The sequence below is a fragment of the Allobosea sp. TWI1241 genome (assembly GCF_039673065.1).
Classification (GTDB): domain Bacteria; phylum Pseudomonadota; class Alphaproteobacteria; order Rhizobiales; family Beijerinckiaceae; genus Allobosea.
This window is the reverse complement of record NZ_JBDJKW010000003.1, coordinates 14333-31316: the sequence shown is the minus strand read 5'-3', so window position 1 is coordinate 31316 and position 16984 is coordinate 14333. Positions and strand designations below refer to the sequence as shown.

Genomic DNA, 16984 nt, shown 5'->3' with positions numbered 1-16984 from the left:
GTAGAAGCCGGAACCGGACAACGCAGCGCGCGGCCCGGTTCCGCGTTCGAAGGACTCAGCCCTTCTTGCCGGCGAGCGAGACGCCCGACTGCGCGGCGACGAAATCGGACAGCATCGGCACGAACTCCTCGCCCTTGCCGGCGGCGACGGCGGTGGCGAAGACGTTCTTCACCGTGCCGCCGACCGGGTTCGGCACGCCGGCCGCGTTGGCGACGCTCTCCAGATAGCGCACGTCCTTGAGCGCGTTGGCGAGGGTGAACTTGTGGGCGTCGCGGTCGCGCTCCAGCACATACTTCATAAAGGTCTGGTAGAAGCCGCAATCCATGCGGCTGCCGCCGATGACGCTGTCGAAGGTCTTCGGCGAGATGCCGATCTTCTCGCCGAGCGTCAGCGCCTCGGCATAGAGCGCCGCATAGCCGAGCGAGAGGAAGTTGTTCAGGAGCTTCATCTTGTGGCCGTCGCCGACCGGGCCGAGATGCACCACCTTCTGCGCCCAGGTCTCGCAGACCGGCTTGATGCGGGCGAAGACCTCGTCGGAGGCGCCGATCATGGTCGAGAGCTGGCCGAGCACGGCCTGGGCCGGGGTGCCGCCGAGCGGCGCGTCGCAGAGATGGATGCCCTTGGCGGCGAGCTCGCCCGCGATGCGCACGGTGTGGACCGGGTCCGAGGTCGAGCAGTCGACGATGATGGTGCCGGGCTTGGCGCCGGCGGCGATGCCGTCGGGACCGTTGATCACCGCCTCGACCTGCGGGGAGCCGGTGACGCAGAGGAAGATGATCGAGGCCTTACCGGCGAGCTCCCTCGGCGTCGCCGCTTCCTGGGCGCCGGCGGCCTTCAGCGCCTCGACGGGCGCGCGGTTGCGGTGGGCCATGACGGTGAGGGGATAGCCCTTGCCCACGATGCAGGAGGCCATGCCCTGGCCCATGAAGCCGACGCCGATGAAGCCGATCGATTCTTTAGCAGTGGTCATCTTCTGTTTCTCCGTTAACTGTGAGATTGAGGAAACGAGGTGGTGAAGGGGCATCGCCGGGCAGCGCTCGCGATCCGCGGTCTCCCCGCCCGAGGAGAAACGCCTGATGGCAGATGATGAACCGGCTCCGATCGCGTCATCGCGGGCGGCGTCCGGCGGATCGCGCCACGGCCATCGCGGCCGCGTCACGCTGCAGATCATCGCCGACCGGCTCTCGGTCTCGACCGCCACCGTCTCGCTGGCGCTGCGCGACAGCCCGCTCGTCGCCGAGGCGACGAAGCAGCGCGTCCAGCAGATCGCCCGCGAGATGGGCTACAGCTACAACCGCAGCGCCGCGGCGCTGCGCACCGACCGCACCCACATCATCGGCGTCTGCTTCCACGACATCACCAACCCCTATTTCGCCGAGCTGCTCGCGGCGATCGAGGAGACGGCGACGGCGCACGGGCATTCGATCCTGCTCGGCACCTATGGCGAGGATCTCGACCGGCAGGACCGGGTGCTCGCCACGCTGAAGGAATACCGGCCCGACGGGATGATCGTCTGCCTGGCCGGCGGCAGCACCGCCGACACGCTGGAGCAGCTGATGGCGGAGCGGGTGCCGCTGCTCCAGCTCTCGCGCGAGATCGACGGGATCGGCCTCGACTTCGTCGGCTCGGACGACCGCCATGGCACCCATCTGGCGATGGAGCACCTGATCGGCCTCGGCCATCGCCGCATCGCCTTCCTCGGCGACAACCAGCGGGTCTCGACCGGGCTCAACCGCCATCGCGGCTACAGCGAGATCCTGGCCAAATACGGCTTGCCGCTCGATCCGGCGCTGATCCACGCCGCCAGCGGCACCCGCGAGAACGGGCTGGTCGGCCTGCATGCGGTGCTCGACCTGCCGGACCCGCCGACGGCGGCCGTCTGCTTCAACGACCTGATCGCCTTCGGCGCCATGCTCGGCCTGCGCCATCGCGGGCTGGAGGCCGGCACGGATTTCTCGCTGGTCGGCTGCGACAATGTCCGCGAGGCGGCGCAATGGTATCCGGCGCTGACCACGGTCAAGAACTTCCAGCATGACATGGGCGCGAAATCGGCCGAGCTGCTGCTGCGCCGGATCGTCGATCCCGCCGCGCCGACGCAGCGCATCGTGCTGATGCCCGAGCTGGTCGTACGCGGCACGACGGCGCCGCCCCGCTGAGGAGGGGCGGCGGCGCCTTGCGTCACGGCCGGGCGCGGGCTGCGCCGCGGCCGGATCAGGCATCGTTGTCGGCGCGCGGATTGAGGGCGCGGTAGGCCCGCACCACATGGGAATCGTCGCGCCCGCCATGGCCGAGGCCGGAGGCGGCGAGGAACATCTGGTGCGCCGCGGCGGCCAGCGGCAGCGCCGCCTTGGCGGCACGCCCGGCATCGAGCACGATGCCGAGATCCTTGACGAAGATGTCGACGGCGCTGGACACAGGCGGGTCCTCGGCGAGCATGCGCTGGCCGCGATCCTTCAGCATCCAGGAGGAGGCGGCCGAGCCGCCCATGATCTCGAACAGGGTTGCGCCGTCGATGCCGGCCTTCTGGGCCAGCGACAGCGCCTCGGCGGCCACCGCGATATGGACGCCGCAGAGCAGCTGGTTGACGGTCTTCACCGTCGCGCCCTGGCCGGGCTTCCCGCCGACATGGAAGACCTTGTCGCCGAGCGCGTCGAGCACCGGCCTGGCGCGGGCGAGGGTCTCGGCGGTGGCGCCGACCATGATGGTGAGGGTGCCGCCGCGGGCGCCGGCGACGCCGCCGGAGACCGGCGCGTCGACGAAGCTGCGGCCGCTGCGCTCGACCTCGGCGGCGATCGCCTCGACGTCGCCTGGCGAGCAGGTCGCCATCAGCACGACGCAGGCGCCGGGCGCCAGCGCTTCGAGCGCGCCGCCCTCGAACAGCACGGCACGGGCCTGGGCGGCGTTGACGACCATCAGGACGAGGGTGTCGGCGCCCTTGGCCGCCGCGGCGGCGCTGTCGGCCTCGTGGCCGCCGGCGGCGACGAGCGCCTCCCTGGCCTCCTTGCGCATGTCGAAGCCGACGACGCGGAACTGACGCTTGACGAGATTCTCGGCCATGGGAGCGCCCATGGCGCCGAGGCCGACGAAGGCAATGGTGGTCACGGTCTGCAGATCCTGAGGTGAGATGCGGGCGGCGCATGCCGCCCGCGGTCGTTCATTCCTTCACCGCCCCGGTGAGGGACGCAACGTAATAGTCGACGAAGAAGGAGTAGAGCAGGGCCACCGGGATGGAGCCGAGTAGCGCTCCCGCCATCAGCGAGCCCCAGTGGTAGACGTCGCCCTCGACGAGCTGGGTCAGAACCGCGACCGGCACCGTCTTCTTCTCCGCCGACTGGATGAAGGCGAGCGCATAGATGAACTCGTTCCAGGACAGGGTGAAGGCGAAGATGCCGGCCGAGATCAGGCCCGGCATGGCGAGCGGCAGGGTGATCTTCCAGAGCGTCTGCAGCCTGGTCGCGCCGTCGATCATGGCGCATTCCTCCAGCTCGTAGGGGATCGACTTGAAGTAGCCGATCAGGAGCCAGGTGCAGAACGGGATCAGGAAGGTCGGGTAGGTGAGGATCAGCGCCATCGGCGAGTCGAACAGCCCGAACTGGAAGATCAGCGTCGCCAGCGGGATGAACAGGATCGAGGGCGGGACCAGATAGGCGAGGTAGATCGCCAGGCCGACATATTGCGAGCCATTGAACTTCAGGCGCTGGATCGCATAGGCGGCGAAGACGCTGGCGAAGAGCGACAGGAAGGTCGCGGCGACGGAGACCGTCATCGTGGTCAGGAGCCAGCGCGGATAGTCCGTCTGGAAGAGCAGCCGGTTGATGTTCTCCAGCGTCGGCGACTGCACCCAGAACGGGTTGTAGGTCTTGTAGTCGTAGAGCTCCGAGTTCGGTTTGATGGCGGTGATCGCCATCCAGTAGAACGGGAAGAGCAGGACGATCACGAAGATCGACAGCGGCAGGTAGACGGTGATGAAGCGACGCGGTCCCGAGGACCAGTCGATCACCCCCGTATTCTCCTTCTCCGTCAGCGGTGCACGGGTTTCGGTGGCAGCGTGATCAGTCATTGTCTTCTCCCTGCTGCCATTTGCGCCGGGCGAGTGCGAAGTAGCTGAACAGCGTGGCCAGCACGAGGAAGGGAATCATCGCGACGGCGATCGCCGCGCCCTCGCCGAGCTGCCCGCCCGGGATGCCGCGCTGGAAGGCCAGCGTCGCCATCAGATGGGTCGAGTTGACCGGGCCGCCGCGGGTGATCGCGTAGACCAGCTGGAAGTCGGTGAAGGTAAACAGCACCGAGAAGGTCAGCACGATCGCCAGGATCGGCATCAGCATGGGCAGCGTGACATGGCGGAAGCGCTGCCAGGCATTGGCGCCGTCGAGCATCGCCGCCTCGTAGAGCGCCGGCGAGATCGTCTGCAGGCCCGCCAGCAGCGAGATCGCCACGAAGGGAATGCCACGCCAGATATTCGCCGCCATCAGCGACCAGCGCGCCGGCCAGGGCGAGCCCAGGAAGTCGATATAGGTGTCGCGCCAGCCGAGCACGTCGACCAGCACATAGGAGATGATCGAGAACTGGGGATCGTAGATCCACCAGAAGGCGATCGCCGACAGCACGGTCGGGACGATCCACGGCACCAGGATCAGGGCGCGCAGCAGCGACTTGAACGGCAGGTGGTTGTTGAGCAGCAGCGCCAGCCAGAGGCCGAGCGCGAACTTACCGATGGTCGCGACCGTGGTGTAGAGCAAGGTGTTCCACACCGAGATCAGGAACACCGGATCGTCCAGCAGGGACCGGAAGTTCTCCAGCCCGATGAAGACGCCGCTGCGCCCGATGCGCGTATCGGTGAAGGCGAGCCAGATGCCGAGCCCGAGCGGATAGCTCAGGAAGACGAACAGAAGCCCGAGGGCCGGCAGAAGGCAGATGAAGATCAGGAATGGCTTGTAGTCGAACAGCCGGACCAACCAGCTCTGCGAGAGCTGGTAATTGGTCCGGGTCTCCGCCGCTATCGTCATGGCGCATTACCCCGTGATGGCAGCGCGCCGCGGGAGCCCGGCTCCGGCGGCGCGGTCGCGACTGGTCAGGTGCGGTAGTAGCGCTTGGCGCGGCGTTCGGCCTCGGCCGCCGCCTGTTCCGGCGTCGACTGGCCGGCGCAGACGGAGGCGACCATCTGCACCATCACGTATTCGGCGTTCACGGTGCCCGCCGCCTCGGTGATCGCGCCCTTGTAGCCGCTCCACAGAGCGCGCTCCCAGGTGTCGCGATAGACGAGGATCTTGGGATCGGCCTCCCAGACCTTGCTCTGGGCATAGCCCTTGAGCGGCTGCGTCCAGTAGCCGTAGCAGCCGGTCAGCCACTTGTCGTACTGCTCCTTCTCCATCATGAAGCGGAGGTATTCCTTGGCGGCGTTCGGGAACTTGGTGTGCTTGAACACCATCGCGTTGATGACCAGCGCGGTTTCCGTCGGCCGGCCGACCGGACCCACCGGCATCGGCGCGTGGTTCAGGTCCTTGCCGATCGCGGCGATCTTCTCGTCCTTGGAGTTCTTGATCGAGAAGTAGAGCGAGACGCCGTTCTGCGTCAGGCCGATTTCGCCGGCGGTCAGCGCCTTGTTGTTGGCGACGTCGAGCCAGGAGAGCGTGCCGGGGATGAAGGTCTCGTAGAGCGCCTTGGCGTATTTCAGCGCCTCGATCGTCTCCTTGCTGTTGATCGCGACCTTGTTGTTCTCGTCGACCATGTAGCCGCCATGCGACCAGACGAGCCAGTTGCAGAAGGCGTTGCCGTCACCCACGGCGTTGCCGAGCGCGAAGCCGGCCGGGTGGCCGTTGGCCTTGAGCTTGCGGCAGAGGTCGAGGAAGCCGGCATGGTCGGTCGGGAACTTGTCGAAGCCCGCCTCCTTGACCCAGGTTTCGCGATAGACCGCCGGGCCGCCGGAGCCGCCCATCGGGATCGAGATCCAGGTGTCGGTCTTGTCCTTCTTGCCGTACTTCTCGGCGATCGGGTACCAGCCGCCATACTTCTTGCCGAGGTCCTCGGCGATCGGCGTCAGGTCGACCAGCTTGTCGGAAAAGATGTGGGGATCGTCGGCCCAGCCGACGACGACGTCGGGGCCGGCGCCGGTATTGGCGGTCACCGCGGTCTGCGGCCGGAGATCCTCCCAGCTCGCATAGTCGACGCGGACATTGACGCCGGTGGCCTTGGTGAAGGCCGCGGTGTTCTCGTCGAAGATCGCCTGGTCGGGATCGACGAACTTGGTCGGACGCAGCACACGCAGCGTCGCGCCCTTCTCGATATTCGCTTGCGCGATGGACGGCATGGACATGGTGGCGCCAGCCGCCAGGCCTGCGCCGCCGATGAGGACGTCACGTCTCGAAATGGTCATCGGTTTGTCTCCTCCGGATTGTGGTCGCGGGGCCCTGCATGGGAGCCCCGTCGGTTTGTTTCTGATGGGCCAGTGCCGGCCGCCGGAGTGTTCTCCGTGCGGCCGCGGCCGAGGCGCTCAGATGCGCTTGCCGGTCCCGGCGTCGAACAGATGCGTCACCGAGGTGTCGGGACGGATGTTGATCGTCTCGCCGGGCTTGGCGGTGATGCGCTCGCGGAAGACGCAGGTCATTTCCTGGCCGCTGCTGCGCACGACGACCTGGGTCTCCGAGCCGGTCGGCTCGATGACCACGACCTCGGCGGGGATGCCGGTGGGGTCGAGGGCGAGATGCTCGGGGCGGATGCCCATGACGGCGGCCTTGCCGTTGGAATCGGCCGGGTGATTGCCGATCGGCCAGAGCGTCTTCTTGCCCTGCGCGTCGACGGTCTCGAAGCCCTCGGCCGTGATCGTGCCCTTGAGCATGTTCATGGCCGGCGAGCCGATGAAGCCCGCGACGAAGAGGTTGGCAGGGCGGTCGTAGAGCTCGAGCGGGGCGCCCATCTGCTCGACGATGCCGTCATGCATCACGACGATCTTGTCGGCCATGGTCATGGCCTCGATCTGGTCGTGGGTGACGTAGACGGTGGTGGTCTTGAGCCGCTGGTGCAGCTCCTTGATCTCGGTGCGCATCTGCACGCGCAGCTTGGCGTCGAGGTTCGACAGCGGCTCGTCGAACAGGAAGACCTGCGGATCGCGCACGATGGCGCGGCCCATGGCGACGCGCTGGCGCTGGCCGCCGGAAAGCTGGCGCGGATAGCGCTCGAGCAGGTTGGTCAGTCCGAGGATCTGGGCGGCCTTGTTGACGCGCTGGTCGATCTCCGCCTGCGGCGCCTTCCGCAGCTTCATCGAGAAGGCCATGTTGTCGGCCACCGTCATGTGCGGATAGAGCGCGTAGTTCTGGAACACCATCGCGATGTCGCGCTCCTTCGGCGGAACGTCGTTGACGACGCGCGTGCCGATGCGGATCTCGCCGCCGGAGATGTTCTCCAACCCCGCGATCATGCGCAGAAGCGTCGACTTCCCGCAGCCGGAGGGGCCGACGAGAATGACGAACTCGCCGTCCTCGATGTCGATGTTGACGCCATGAATGACCTGCGTCGACCCATAGGCCTTGCGCACGTCGGCGATCTGGACTGAGGCCATACTGCCTTAACTCCCGGTCTCGTTTCCCCGGAGGTGCCTGACACACCTCCCAATTCGGCGGCATTTGCCGCGAGTGACTTATCGGTTTTTATGTGACCGACGGGCTGAAGGCCGGCGCGCAGGGACGAAGCCCTTGTGGTGCCGGTTTCAGCCGGCGATAAAGTCATATCATAGACAGAAGCGTGTCAAGCGCCGGGGGCGCCGGGATCGGTGCCCGGGCGCCCGTCGCGCCGGGGGAGAAAACGGGACCGATCCGCGATGCCGACGACGCCCGCCCATCGCAGCCGGATCAATCCCGACCGCCTCTTCGCCCAGGTGGCGCAGAAGCTCGCGGTCAGGATCATCCGCGGCGAGGTTCCCGCCGGCGCGCTGTTGCCCAATGTCGAGGATCTCAAGGGCGAGATCTCGGTGTCGCGCACCGCCTATCGCGAGGCGGTGAAGTTCCTGAGCGGCAAGGGGCTGGTCGAGGCGCGGCCGAAGAGCGGCACAAGGGTCGCGGCCCGCGAATCCTGGAACCTGCTCGATCCGGACGTGCTCGCCTGGCACTTCCGTGCCGATCCGACCGAGAAATTCATCCGCGATCTCTTCGAGTTGCGCCAGTTCGTCGAACCCAGCGCCGCCCGGCTCGCGGCGCAGCGGCGCAGCGGCGAGGATCTGCGCCGGCTCGAGCGCGCCTTCCGCGACATAGCGGCCAACCCGCCCTATTCGGACCCGAGTGTCAGGGCCGATCTCGCCTTCCACGCGGCGATCTTCGCCGCCACCGGCAATCCGCCGCTGCAATGCATGGTGCCGCTGGTCTGCGCCACGATCGAATGGTCCCTGCTGCTGAAGGCGCCGGACGACCGCTTCGTCTTCACCGCCTCGCTGATCGACCACGAGCGCGTGCTGGAGGCGATCGCGCAGCAGGATGCGGAGCTCGCGGCGGTGCGGATGAGCGGGCTGGTGATCGACAGCCTCAACAGCACGCTGAGCTTCCTCGCGGCGCGCCGGGAGGCCGGGGGGCCCGCTCAGCCGTGAATAAGTCATACTATATAGCCGGCATCGGGCCGCCGCCGGGGCCTGTCGCCTCGTGGCCGGCGGCCATGGGCCGGCCGGGCTGCTCCGCAAGCGGCCCCTCCCTGCGCATGTCGGGCGTTCCACCGGGGGGCGGGGCGGTCTACATCTATTCAATCGTTTCAAAGTTTGGAAATCAAGCCGGACCGGCTTATCCCTGATCAGCCCATCACGAAAGCACAGGCCATGACGGACGCGACCAAGACCGAAATCATCATGACGGGCCCGCTGATGGCCTATGCCGCCGACCAGCTCAAGCAGCGCTTCACGGTGCACGAGCTGTGGAAGGCCCCGGACCAGGCGAAGATGCTGGCGGAACTCTCGACCCGCGTCCGCGGTGTCGCCGGCGGCGGCTCGCATGTGCGCATCGATGCCGGCCTGTTCGACGCGCTGCCCAAGCTGGAGATCGTCGCGAATTTCGGCGTCGGCTACGACAATGTCGATGCCAAGGAGGCCGGCCGCCGCGGCGTGATCGTCACCAACACCCCCGACGTGCTGACCGAGGAGGTCGCGGACATCGCGATCGGCCTGCTGCTCGCCACCGTGCGCCAGCTGCCGCAGGTCGACCGCTATCTGCGCGCCGGCAAGTGGCTGGAGGGCGCCTATCCGCTGACCAGCTCGCTGCGCAAGCGCAAGGTCGGCATCGTCGGCCTCGGCCGCATCGGCAAGGCGGTGGCCCGCCGCCTCGAGGCCTTCGACCTCGAGATCGTCTATCACGGCCGCTCGCGCCAGGAGGACGTGGCCTATCGCTACTATCCCTCGCTGGTCGAGATGGCGAAGGGTGTCGACACGCTGGTCTCGGTCGCGCCCGGCGGCGCCTCGACCCACCACATCATCAATGCCGAGGTGCTGGCCGCGCTCGGCCCGAACGGCATCGTGGTCAATGTCGGCCGCGGCACGGTCATCGACGAGCAGGCGCTGATCAAGGCGCTGCAGGACAAGACCATCCTGTCGGCCGGCCTCGACGTGTTCGAGGACGAGCCGCGCGTCCCGGCCGAGCTGATCGCGCTCGACCATGTCGTGCTGCTGCCGCATGTCGGCTCGGCCTCGGTCCACACCCGCGAGCAGATGGGCCAGCTGCTGGTGGACAACCTCGTCTCGTGGTTCGATGGCAAGGGGCCGAAGACGCCCGTCGCCGAGACGCCATGGAAGAAAGCCTGAGCATCGCCCGCACGACGCCGCCGCGCCCGATGGCGCGGCCGGCATCGTCCTGCCGCCGGCTGCTGCCGGCGGTTCTGCTGCTGGCCGGCGCTTTGCCGGCGCTGGCTCAGACGCGCGTGCTGCCCGCCGGCAGCGAGCAGTTGCCGGCGCAGCTTCGCCCCTATGCCGGCGCCTGGGACATCGAGCGGATCGGCGCGCCGCGCCGCTGCACGGTGACGCTGGGCGCCGAGACCGTGCCGCATGGCCGCCAGCTCCGTTTCCCGGCGACCTGCCGGCGGGCGCTGCCGATCCTGGCGGAGGTCACGGCCTGGACGGTGGTCGACGGCGCGCCGCGCCTGCTCGACGCCGCCGGCAAGGTGGTGATCGCCTTCGGCGAGGCGGCTTCGCCTGGCCGGCGGGGCAAGGGCAGCGACGGCGCCGCCTACGGGCTCGATCCCGCCGGCCATGTCCGTGCCGCGCCCCGGCGCGAGCCGAGCGCCGCCGAGCGGGCCGCCACCGCCGCCAGCCGCCCGACTCCGGTCGATCCCGCCACGGCCCCGGACAGGGACAGCCTGCCCGGTGTCTATGCGATGATGCGCCAGCGCGGGCGCGAGGCCTGCCGGCTGCGGCTGACGGCCGAGCCGCGGAAGGCCGCAGGCGGTGCGCTCGTGCAGTTCGAGGGGCCTTGCACCGATACCGGGCTCACCATCTTCGATCCCGTCGGCTGGCGATACCTGGACGGCAGGCTCGCCCTGATCGCCCGGCGCGGGCACACAGTGGAACTGGTCTTCGAGGACGGGGGCTGGCGCAAGGACCCCGCCGTGGGCGCGCCGCTGATGCTGCGCAAGCTGCCCTAGAGGGGCGGCGAGGCGGCGGCGGCCGGCCGTTCGACAGAAGCGCGATCGCGACGCTGGAGATGACGATGCCCGCCACGGGGGCGGGCATCGCAGGCGGCTTTGCAGCTGCGGTGTCGGATCAGGCGACGAAGGTGCCGCCCAGCTCGTCGTCGATATGGACGCGGATGATCTCCTCGAAGTTCTTCTCCGCCTTGAAGCCGAGCGAGGCGGCGCGCTTAGCGTCGAAGTTGCGCGGCCAGCCGGCGACGATCCCGTCGATCACCGGGTCGATCTCGCGGCGGATGCGCTTGACGACATTGTCGCCGGCGACCTTGCGCAGCGTCTCGATCTGCTCGGCCACCGTGCAGGAATAACCCGGCATGGTGAGCGCGCGGCGCGGGCCGATCGCGGCGGTGTCCATGGTGGCGGCGTGGACGAGGAAGCCGACGGCCGAACGCGGCGAGGCGTGCCAGTGGCGGACCTGGTCGGAGACCGGCAGCACCGCCTCCTGGCCGTTCAGCGGCTCGCGGATGATGTTGGAGAAGAAGCCCGAGGCCGCCTTGTTCGGCGTGCCGGGACGTACGCAGATGGTGGGCAGGCGGATGCCGACGCCGTCGAAGAAGCCGCGGCGGCTGTAGTCGCAGAGCAGCAGTTCGCCGATCGCCTTCTGGGTGCCGTAGCTGGTCAGCGGGGTGGTGAAGAACTCGTCCTCGATCTTGTCGTGGAACGGCGCGCCGAAGACCGCGACCGAGGAGGTGAAGACGACGCGCGGCTTGTAGCCGTCGCCGGCATGGCGGATCGCCTCGAAGAGATAGCGCGTGCCGTCGAGATTGATCAGGTAGCCCTTGTCGAAATCGGCCTCGGCCTCGCCGGAGACGACCGCCGCGAGATGGATGATGATCTCCGGGCGCGAGGCGATCAGCTTCTCGGCCTCGCCGGGCTTCGACATGTCGGAGGCGATCGCCTCGAAGGCGAAGGGCGCGCCGGCCGGGGCGGTGGCGGCGACAATGTCCTGCGCGGTGACCTTGTCGACCGGCTTGCCGCCGAGCGCGCCGTCGCGGGCGAGGCGCTCGATGAACTTGCGGCCGACCATGCCGGCGCCGCCGAGAACGAGAACATGCATGGGGTGTTTCCTCGTGTTTTCTTGGATCAGGTGGGAAGGTGCCCGCCGAGATCGTCCTCGATATGGACGCGGATGATCTCGTCGAAATCGCGTTCGGCGCGGAAGCCGAGGGAGAGCGCGCGGCTGGCCTCGAAGCGCGTCGGCCAGCCCTTGACGATGGTGGCCGCCGCCTCGTCGGGCGCGCGGCGGATCAGCTTGACGGCGCGCTCGCCGGCGATCCGGCGCAGCGCCGCGATCTGCTCGCCGACCGTGACGCAGACGCCGGGCATGGTCAGGTTGATGCGCGGGCCCAGCGCCTCGCGCGAGAGCGAGGCGGCGTGGATCAGGAAGCCCACGGCCGAGCGTGGGCTGGCATGGGTGAAGAGCACGTCCTCGCCGACCGGCAGCAGCGCCTCCTGGCCCTGCAGCGGCTCGCGGACGATGCCGGAGAAGAAGCCGCCGGCCGAGGCGTTGGGCTTGCCGGGGCGGATGACGATCGAGGGGAAGCGGATGCCGACGCCCTCGACGAGCCCGCGCCGGGAATAATCGGCCAGCAGCAATTCGCCGATCGCCTTCTGCGTGCCGTAGCTGGTCAGGGGCGTAGCGTGGAAATCGTCGGAGATCGCTGGCGGGAAGGGCGCGCCGAAGATGCCGCTCGAGGAGGAGAACACCAGCTTCGGGACATAGGGGCCGTTACGGGTGCTTTCCTCACGGATCGCCTCCAGCAGGTTGCGCATGCCGTCGAGATTGACGCGGTAGCCCTTGTCGAAATCGCGTTCCGCCTCGCCGGAGATGATCGCGGCGAGGTGGAAGATCAGGTCCGGCCGCAGCGCGGCCAGCGCGGCCGCATTGGCGGCCGTGCCGGAATCCTCGGTGCGGATCGTGATCGGCCCGTCGAAGCCGGCGGGCCGCGGGGGCGCGACGATGTCCGTCAGCGTCAGCCGCGCGATCGGCCGCCCGGCGCAGGCGCCCTCGCGGGCGAGGCGCGCCGCCAGGCGCTGGCCGACCATGCCGGCCGCGCCGGTAATCAGGACATGCATCGCGCCGGACCGCTCAGAGGGCGAAGCCGCCATCGGCCAGATGGATCTGGCCGGTTGTGTAGCTCGACTCGTCGGAGGCCAGGTAGACGGCCAGCATGGCGATCTCCTCGGCGGTGCCGAGGCGGCCCATGGGCTGGCGATCGATGAAGGCCTGGCGGGCGGCCTCCTCGCTGACGTTCTGCAGCTGCGCCAGGTCCTTGATGCGCTGGTCGAGCGAGGGCGACTGGATCGTGCCGGGACAGATCGCGTTCGAGCGGATGCCCTTCTTGATGTAGTCGGCGGCGACGGCCTTGGTCAGGCCGATCACGGCCGCCTTGGTGGCGCCGTAGACATAGCGGTTCGGGATGCCGCGCACCGAGCCGGCGCCCGAGGCGATGTTGACGATCGAGCCCTTGCCGGCGGCGAGCATGCCGGGGACGAAGGCCTTGACCGTGCGGTGCATCGACTTGACGTTGAGGTCGAAGGAGAACTCCCAGGCCTTGTCGTCACAGTCGAGCACGGTGCCGTGATGCACGTAGCCGGCGGCGTTCACCAGGATGTCGATCGGGCCGACCTTCTCGGCGAAGGCCTCGACCGCCTTGGTCGAGAGCACGTCGAGCTTGCGCTTCTTGGCCTTCGGAATCCCCTCCAGCAGCGCGACGTCCTTGTCGGTCGCCCAGACGGTGGCACCTTCGGCCACGAACGCCTCGGCGATCGCGCGGCCGATGCCCTGTCCCGCCGCGGTAATGACCGCGACCTTGCCCTTCAAACGTCCTGCCATCGCCTTGGTCCTTCTTCGTCCTTGTCTGATCCCGGACCCTCGAGCGGGCGGGACGTGATGCGCTCAGGCTGAGCGAAAGCTCTCCAGCGGCCGCAACTGGCGGCCGGCCGCGTCGAAATTCTCCGGCGCCAGCCAGGCGCGGAAGGCCTCTGACACGGCCGGCCATTCGCTGTCGAGAATGGAGAACCAGTGGGTGTCGCGGTTGCGGCCCTTGACCACCATATGCTGGCGGAAGAGCCCCTCGTGACGGAAGCCGAAGCGCAGCGCCGCGCGCCGCGACGGCTCGTTCAGGGCGTTGCACTTCCATTCGAAGCGGCGATAGCCCAGCGAGAAGCCGTACTCGCCGCAGAGATGGATCGCCTCGGTCGCGACGCGGGTGCGCTGGAGCGAGGGCGAGTAGGTGATGTAGCCGACCTCGAAGACGCCGTGCTCGGGCCTTATCTCCATCAGCCAGAGATGGCCCTTGGCCTTGCCGTCGGCCTTGTCGACCACGGCGAAGGGCACGATGCCGGGCTTGACCGCCATGCCGGCGAGCAGCTCGCCATAGGCCTCGCGGGTCGGGGGCGGCTCGGCCGGCATCCAGGTCCAGAGATCGTTGCGGCCCTGCATCGCCGCCCAGATGTCGTCGCCATGGCGGGCGGCGTCGATCGGCTCCAGCCGGCACCAGCGGCCGTCGAGCACTTTGGCGGGCGGGAAGGGCGGGGGAGTCCAGTCGAGCAGCGGCGGCACGGTCTGGGTCATGGCGCGGCCCCCGCGCGCCAGCCGGTCAGGTCGACCGCCAGCGCTTCGTCGTCGCCGAGCTCGGCGCGGATGGCGGCGGCGATCGCCTCGCCCTCGCGCAGGAAGGCCTCGCGCTCGGCGTCGCCGGCGAAGTCGCTGGCCGCCTCGTCGTCCTCGTCATAGATCGCGTCGAAGGAATCCATCCAGCTCTCGAGCCGGTCGGCCAGATCGTCCGAGAGGCCAGCACCTTCGGCGTCGACCGGCTTGCGGCGCCCCTTGGCGTCGACGAGCCAGAGGCCGCTCTGTCCGACCCAGGCGGGGGCGAGGAGGAGGGAGCCGCTCACGAGCGCGCTCCGGTCGCCCGCCGGTGCATGGCCAGCGCCCGTCCGCGGCGCGCGCAGCCCGGGGCGACAGGGTCGCCATCACATGCGAGGAGCGGAACGGCCTGCGGGCGCTGGGGCATTTTCAATCGTTTCAAACGAGCCGCCTCGGTTGGTGGCGCATAGTGTCGTCGTCGCGAGGGATTGTCAGCCCCGATGCGACGCATCCCAGGGCGGATGCGGATGCACGTGGCTCATGCCAGGCGCCGGCGCCGCGCCGGCGGCCTCAGCCGAGAAAACCGCCGACGACGACCGCGGCCGCCATGGCGAACGCCCCGATCAGCAGGGCGGTGAGGTGCACCGTCAGCGCGATGGCGCCGAGCGGCAGGGCGAGCGCCCCCATGATCGCGCCGGAGATCATCCGCTTGCGGCCGGGCTTCGCGAACCAGTGGCCCAGCGCCCCGCCGAGCACGGCGCCTGCGACCGCCAGGAGCGCCAGCATGCCGCCGGCGCCGATCGCCTCGATGAAGGGCTCCATGCCGTCTCCGGGCACCGGGATGCGAACGGGGCCGGAGGCTTTCGCCGCCGGCCCCGGCCGTGGTCAGTGGTTGTCGCGCGGCACGCCGAACTTCTTGTGGATCTTCTGGTACTTGACCGCCGGCTTCAGCACCATGCCCTCGGAGAGCTCGTCGACGATCTTGCGCTGGATCTCCTGCCAGGGGGTCTGGCTCTTGGGATACTTGTAGCCGCCGGCGGCCTTGAAGGCGGCGCGACGCTCGGCAAGCTCCTCGTCCGAGATCATGATGTTGGCGGTGCGCTTCTTCAGGTCGATGCGCACCATGTCGCCGGTCCTGACCAGAGCGAGCCCGCCGCCGGTCGCCGCTTCCGGCGAGGCGTTGAGGATCGAGGGCGAGCCGGAGGTGCCGGACTGGCGGCCGTCGCCGACGCAGGCCAGCGCCGAGACGCCCTTCTTGATCAGGTAATCCGGCGGCCGCATGTTCACGACCTCTGCCGCGCCCGGATAGCCGACCGGGCCGACGCCGCGGATGAACAGGATCGAGTGCTCGTCGATCGCCAACGAGGGATCGTCGATGCGGTGGTGGTAGTCCTCCGGGCCGTCGAAGACGATGGCCTTGCCCTCGAAGGCCATCGGGTCCTTCGGGTTCTCGAGATAGCGCTTGCGGAATTCCGGGGTGATCACGCTGGTCTTCATGATCGCGGAATCGAACAGGTTGCCCGAGAGGTTGAGGAAGCCGGCTTCCTTCTTCATCGGCTCGTCATAGGTCTTGATGACCCGGCGATCCTCGGCGAAGGCGCCCTCGCAGTTCTCGATATGGGTCTTGCCGTTGGCGGTGATGGCCGGCTTCAGCTTGCCCTTGGCGATCAGCTCGGCGATCACGGCGGGCAGGCCGCCGGCGCGATAGTAGTCCTCGCCGAGATACTCGCCGGCCGGCTGCATGTTGACCAGCAGCGGCACTTCGTAGCCGATCTTCGTCCAGTCCTCGTTGTCGAGCTTGACGCCGATATGCTTGGCGATGGCGTTGACGTGGATCGGGGCGTTGGTCGAGCCGCCGATCGCCGAGTTGATGACGATGGTGTTCTCGAAGGCCTCGCGGGTGAGGATCTTGGAGGGGATCAGGTTCTCCCAGACCATCTCCACGATGCGGCGGCCGGTGAGATAGGCCATCTCGTAGCGGTCGCGATAGGGCGCGGGGATCGCGGCGGCGCCGGGCAGGGTCATGCCCATCGCCTCGGCGAGCGCGTTCATGGTCGAGGCCGTGCCCATGGTGTTGCAGTGGCCGGCCGAGGGGGCCGACGAAGCGACAAGGTCAACGAAGCCGCGATAGTCGATCTCGCCGGCGGCCATCATCTGGCGCGCCTTCCAGACGATCGTGCCGGAGCCGGTGCGCTCGCCGCGGAAGTTGCCGTTGAGCATCGGCCCGCCGGGCAGGGCGATCGCCGGGATGTCGACGGTGGCGGCGGCCATGATCTGGGCCGGCGTGGTCTTGTCGCAGCCGGTGGTGAGCACGACGCCGTCGATCGGGTAGCCGTAGAGGATCTCGACCAGCGAGAGATACTGCAGGTTGCGGTCGAGCGAGGCGGTCGGCCGCTTGCAGGTCTCCTGGATCGGATGGATCGGGAACTCGAAGGGCACGCCGCCCATCTCGCGGATGCCGTCGCGGACGCGGCTGGCCAGCTCGAGGTGATGGCGGTTGCACGGCGCGATGTCGGAGCCCGACTGGGCGATGCCGATGATCGGGCGGCCCGACTGCAGCTCCTCGCGCGACAGGCCGAAATTCATGGTGCGCTCGATATAGAGCGCGGTCATGTCGGCATTGGCGGGGTTGTCGAACCAGGCCTTGGAGCGCAGCTGCTCCGGCTTGATGCGGCGGGCCGGCTTCTTCGCGCCCGTCTTGCCTGTCGGCGTCTTGGCCATCCTCAGTCTTCCTCTCGCGAC

General features: G+C 68.5%; 17 protein-coding genes. 4 read left to right on the top strand and 13 right to left on the bottom strand.

The features are described from left to right. Positions 1-55: 55 nt before the first annotated feature. The gene (locus tag ABE438_RS05325) at positions 56-970 is read right to left on the bottom strand and encodes an NAD(P)-dependent oxidoreductase (RefSeq protein ID WP_346501504.1); all 915 of its coding nucleotides are present in this window, start codon (positions 968-970) and stop codon (positions 56-58) included. A 106-nt stretch (positions 971-1076) separates the two neighbouring features. Between ABE438_RS05325 and ABE438_RS05320 the strand changes: the two genes are divergently transcribed. Further along, positions 1077-2156 carry a LacI family DNA-binding transcriptional regulator gene (locus ABE438_RS05320; protein ID WP_346501503.1) on the top strand — a complete coding sequence of 360 codons (1080 nt, stop codon included), beginning with the start codon at positions 1077-1079 and terminating at the stop codon, positions 2154-2156. Positions 2157-2211: 55 nt separating this feature from the next. Here the strand turns inward: ABE438_RS05320 and ABE438_RS05315 are convergent, their stop codons facing one another. From ABE438_RS05315 to ABE438_RS05295, 5 genes are all read right to left on the bottom strand, one after another. Then, positions 2212-3102: an NAD(P)-dependent oxidoreductase gene (locus ABE438_RS05315; RefSeq protein WP_346501502.1), complete on the bottom strand. Its 891-nt coding sequence runs from the start codon at positions 3100-3102 to the stop codon at positions 2212-2214. A 52-nt stretch (positions 3103-3154) separates the two neighbouring features. Next, positions 3155-4060: a carbohydrate ABC transporter permease gene (locus ABE438_RS05310; RefSeq protein ID WP_346501501.1), complete on the bottom strand. Its 906-nt coding sequence runs from the start codon at positions 4058-4060 to the stop codon at positions 3155-3157. After that, positions 4053-5006, bottom strand: a complete 954-nt coding sequence (locus ABE438_RS05305; RefSeq protein WP_346501500.1) for a carbohydrate ABC transporter permease — start codon at positions 5004-5006, stop codon at positions 4053-4055. The genes ABE438_RS05310 and ABE438_RS05305 overlap by 8 nt, the downstream gene beginning before the upstream one ends. Before the next feature lie 65 nt (positions 5007-5071). Next, positions 5072-6373 (bottom strand): ABC transporter substrate-binding protein, encoded by a 1302-nt coding sequence (locus ABE438_RS05300; protein ID WP_346501499.1) that lies wholly within the window; start codon positions 6371-6373, stop codon positions 5072-5074. 117 nt (positions 6374-6490) lie between these two features. Beyond that, on the bottom strand, positions 6491-7555 hold the full coding sequence (locus ABE438_RS05295; protein WP_346501498.1) for an ABC transporter ATP-binding protein: 1065 nt from the start codon (positions 7553-7555) through the stop codon (positions 6491-6493). Between the two features lie 258 nt (positions 7556-7813). On the opposite strand from ABE438_RS05295, the gene ABE438_RS05290 reads away from it, so the two are divergent. The 3 genes from ABE438_RS05290 to ABE438_RS05280 all read left to right on the top strand — a co-directional run bounded on the left by ABE438_RS05290 (position 7814) and on the right by ABE438_RS05280 (position 10605). Continuing rightward, positions 7814-8572 (top strand): FadR/GntR family transcriptional regulator, encoded by a 759-nt coding sequence (locus ABE438_RS05290; protein ID WP_346501497.1) that lies wholly within the window; start codon positions 7814-7816, stop codon positions 8570-8572. Positions 8573-8824: 252 nt separating this feature from the next. Then, the gene (locus ABE438_RS05285; protein ID WP_465248566.1) at positions 8825-9769 is read left to right on the top strand and encodes a 2-hydroxyacid dehydrogenase; all 945 of its coding nucleotides are present in this window, start codon (positions 8825-8827) and stop codon (positions 9767-9769) included. Further along, positions 9754-10605 carry an AprI/Inh family metalloprotease inhibitor gene (locus tag ABE438_RS05280; protein ID WP_346501495.1) on the top strand — a complete coding sequence of 284 codons (852 nt, stop codon included), beginning with the start codon at positions 9754-9756 and terminating at the stop codon, positions 10603-10605. Before ABE438_RS05285 ends, ABE438_RS05280 begins: the two co-directional genes overlap by 16 nt. 118 nt (positions 10606-10723) lie before the next feature. Here ABE438_RS05280 and denD (ABE438_RS05275) read toward each other — a convergent pair whose 3' ends face one another. From denD (ABE438_RS05275) to ABE438_RS05245, 7 genes are all read right to left on the bottom strand, one after another. Continuing rightward, positions 10724-11707 (bottom strand): D-erythronate dehydrogenase, encoded by a 984-nt coding sequence (gene denD / locus ABE438_RS05275; RefSeq protein ID WP_346501494.1) that lies wholly within the window; start codon positions 11705-11707, stop codon positions 10724-10726. Between the two features lie 26 nt (positions 11708-11733). Continuing rightward, on the bottom strand, positions 11734-12726 hold the full coding sequence (gene denD, locus ABE438_RS05270; protein ID WP_346501493.1) for a D-erythronate dehydrogenase: 993 nt from the start codon (positions 12724-12726) through the stop codon (positions 11734-11736). A 13-nt stretch (positions 12727-12739) separates the two neighbouring features. Continuing rightward, positions 12740-13486 carry an SDR family oxidoreductase gene (locus ABE438_RS05265; RefSeq protein WP_346501492.1) on the bottom strand — a complete coding sequence of 249 codons (747 nt, stop codon included), beginning with the start codon at positions 13484-13486 and terminating at the stop codon, positions 12740-12742. Between the two features lie 63 nt (positions 13487-13549). Then, positions 13550-14215 carry a GNAT family N-acetyltransferase gene (locus ABE438_RS05260; protein WP_346501797.1) on the bottom strand — a complete coding sequence of 222 codons (666 nt, stop codon included), beginning with the start codon at positions 14213-14215 and terminating at the stop codon, positions 13550-13552. An 8-nt stretch (positions 14216-14223) separates the two neighbouring features. After that, entirely contained in the window at positions 14224-14550 is a 327-nt protein-coding gene (locus tag ABE438_RS05255) for a hypothetical protein (RefSeq protein WP_346501491.1), read from the bottom strand. Positions 14551-14812: 262 nt separating this feature from the next. Further along, complete coding sequence (locus ABE438_RS05250; protein WP_346501490.1) at positions 14813-15064, bottom strand: hypothetical protein; 252 nt, start codon at positions 15062-15064, stop codon at positions 14813-14815. A gap of 63 nt (positions 15065-15127) precedes the next feature. Further along, the gene (locus ABE438_RS05245) at positions 15128-16963 is read right to left on the bottom strand and encodes an IlvD/Edd family dehydratase (protein WP_346501489.1); all 1836 of its coding nucleotides are present in this window, start codon (positions 16961-16963) and stop codon (positions 15128-15130) included. Positions 16964-16984 lie beyond the last annotated feature (21 nt).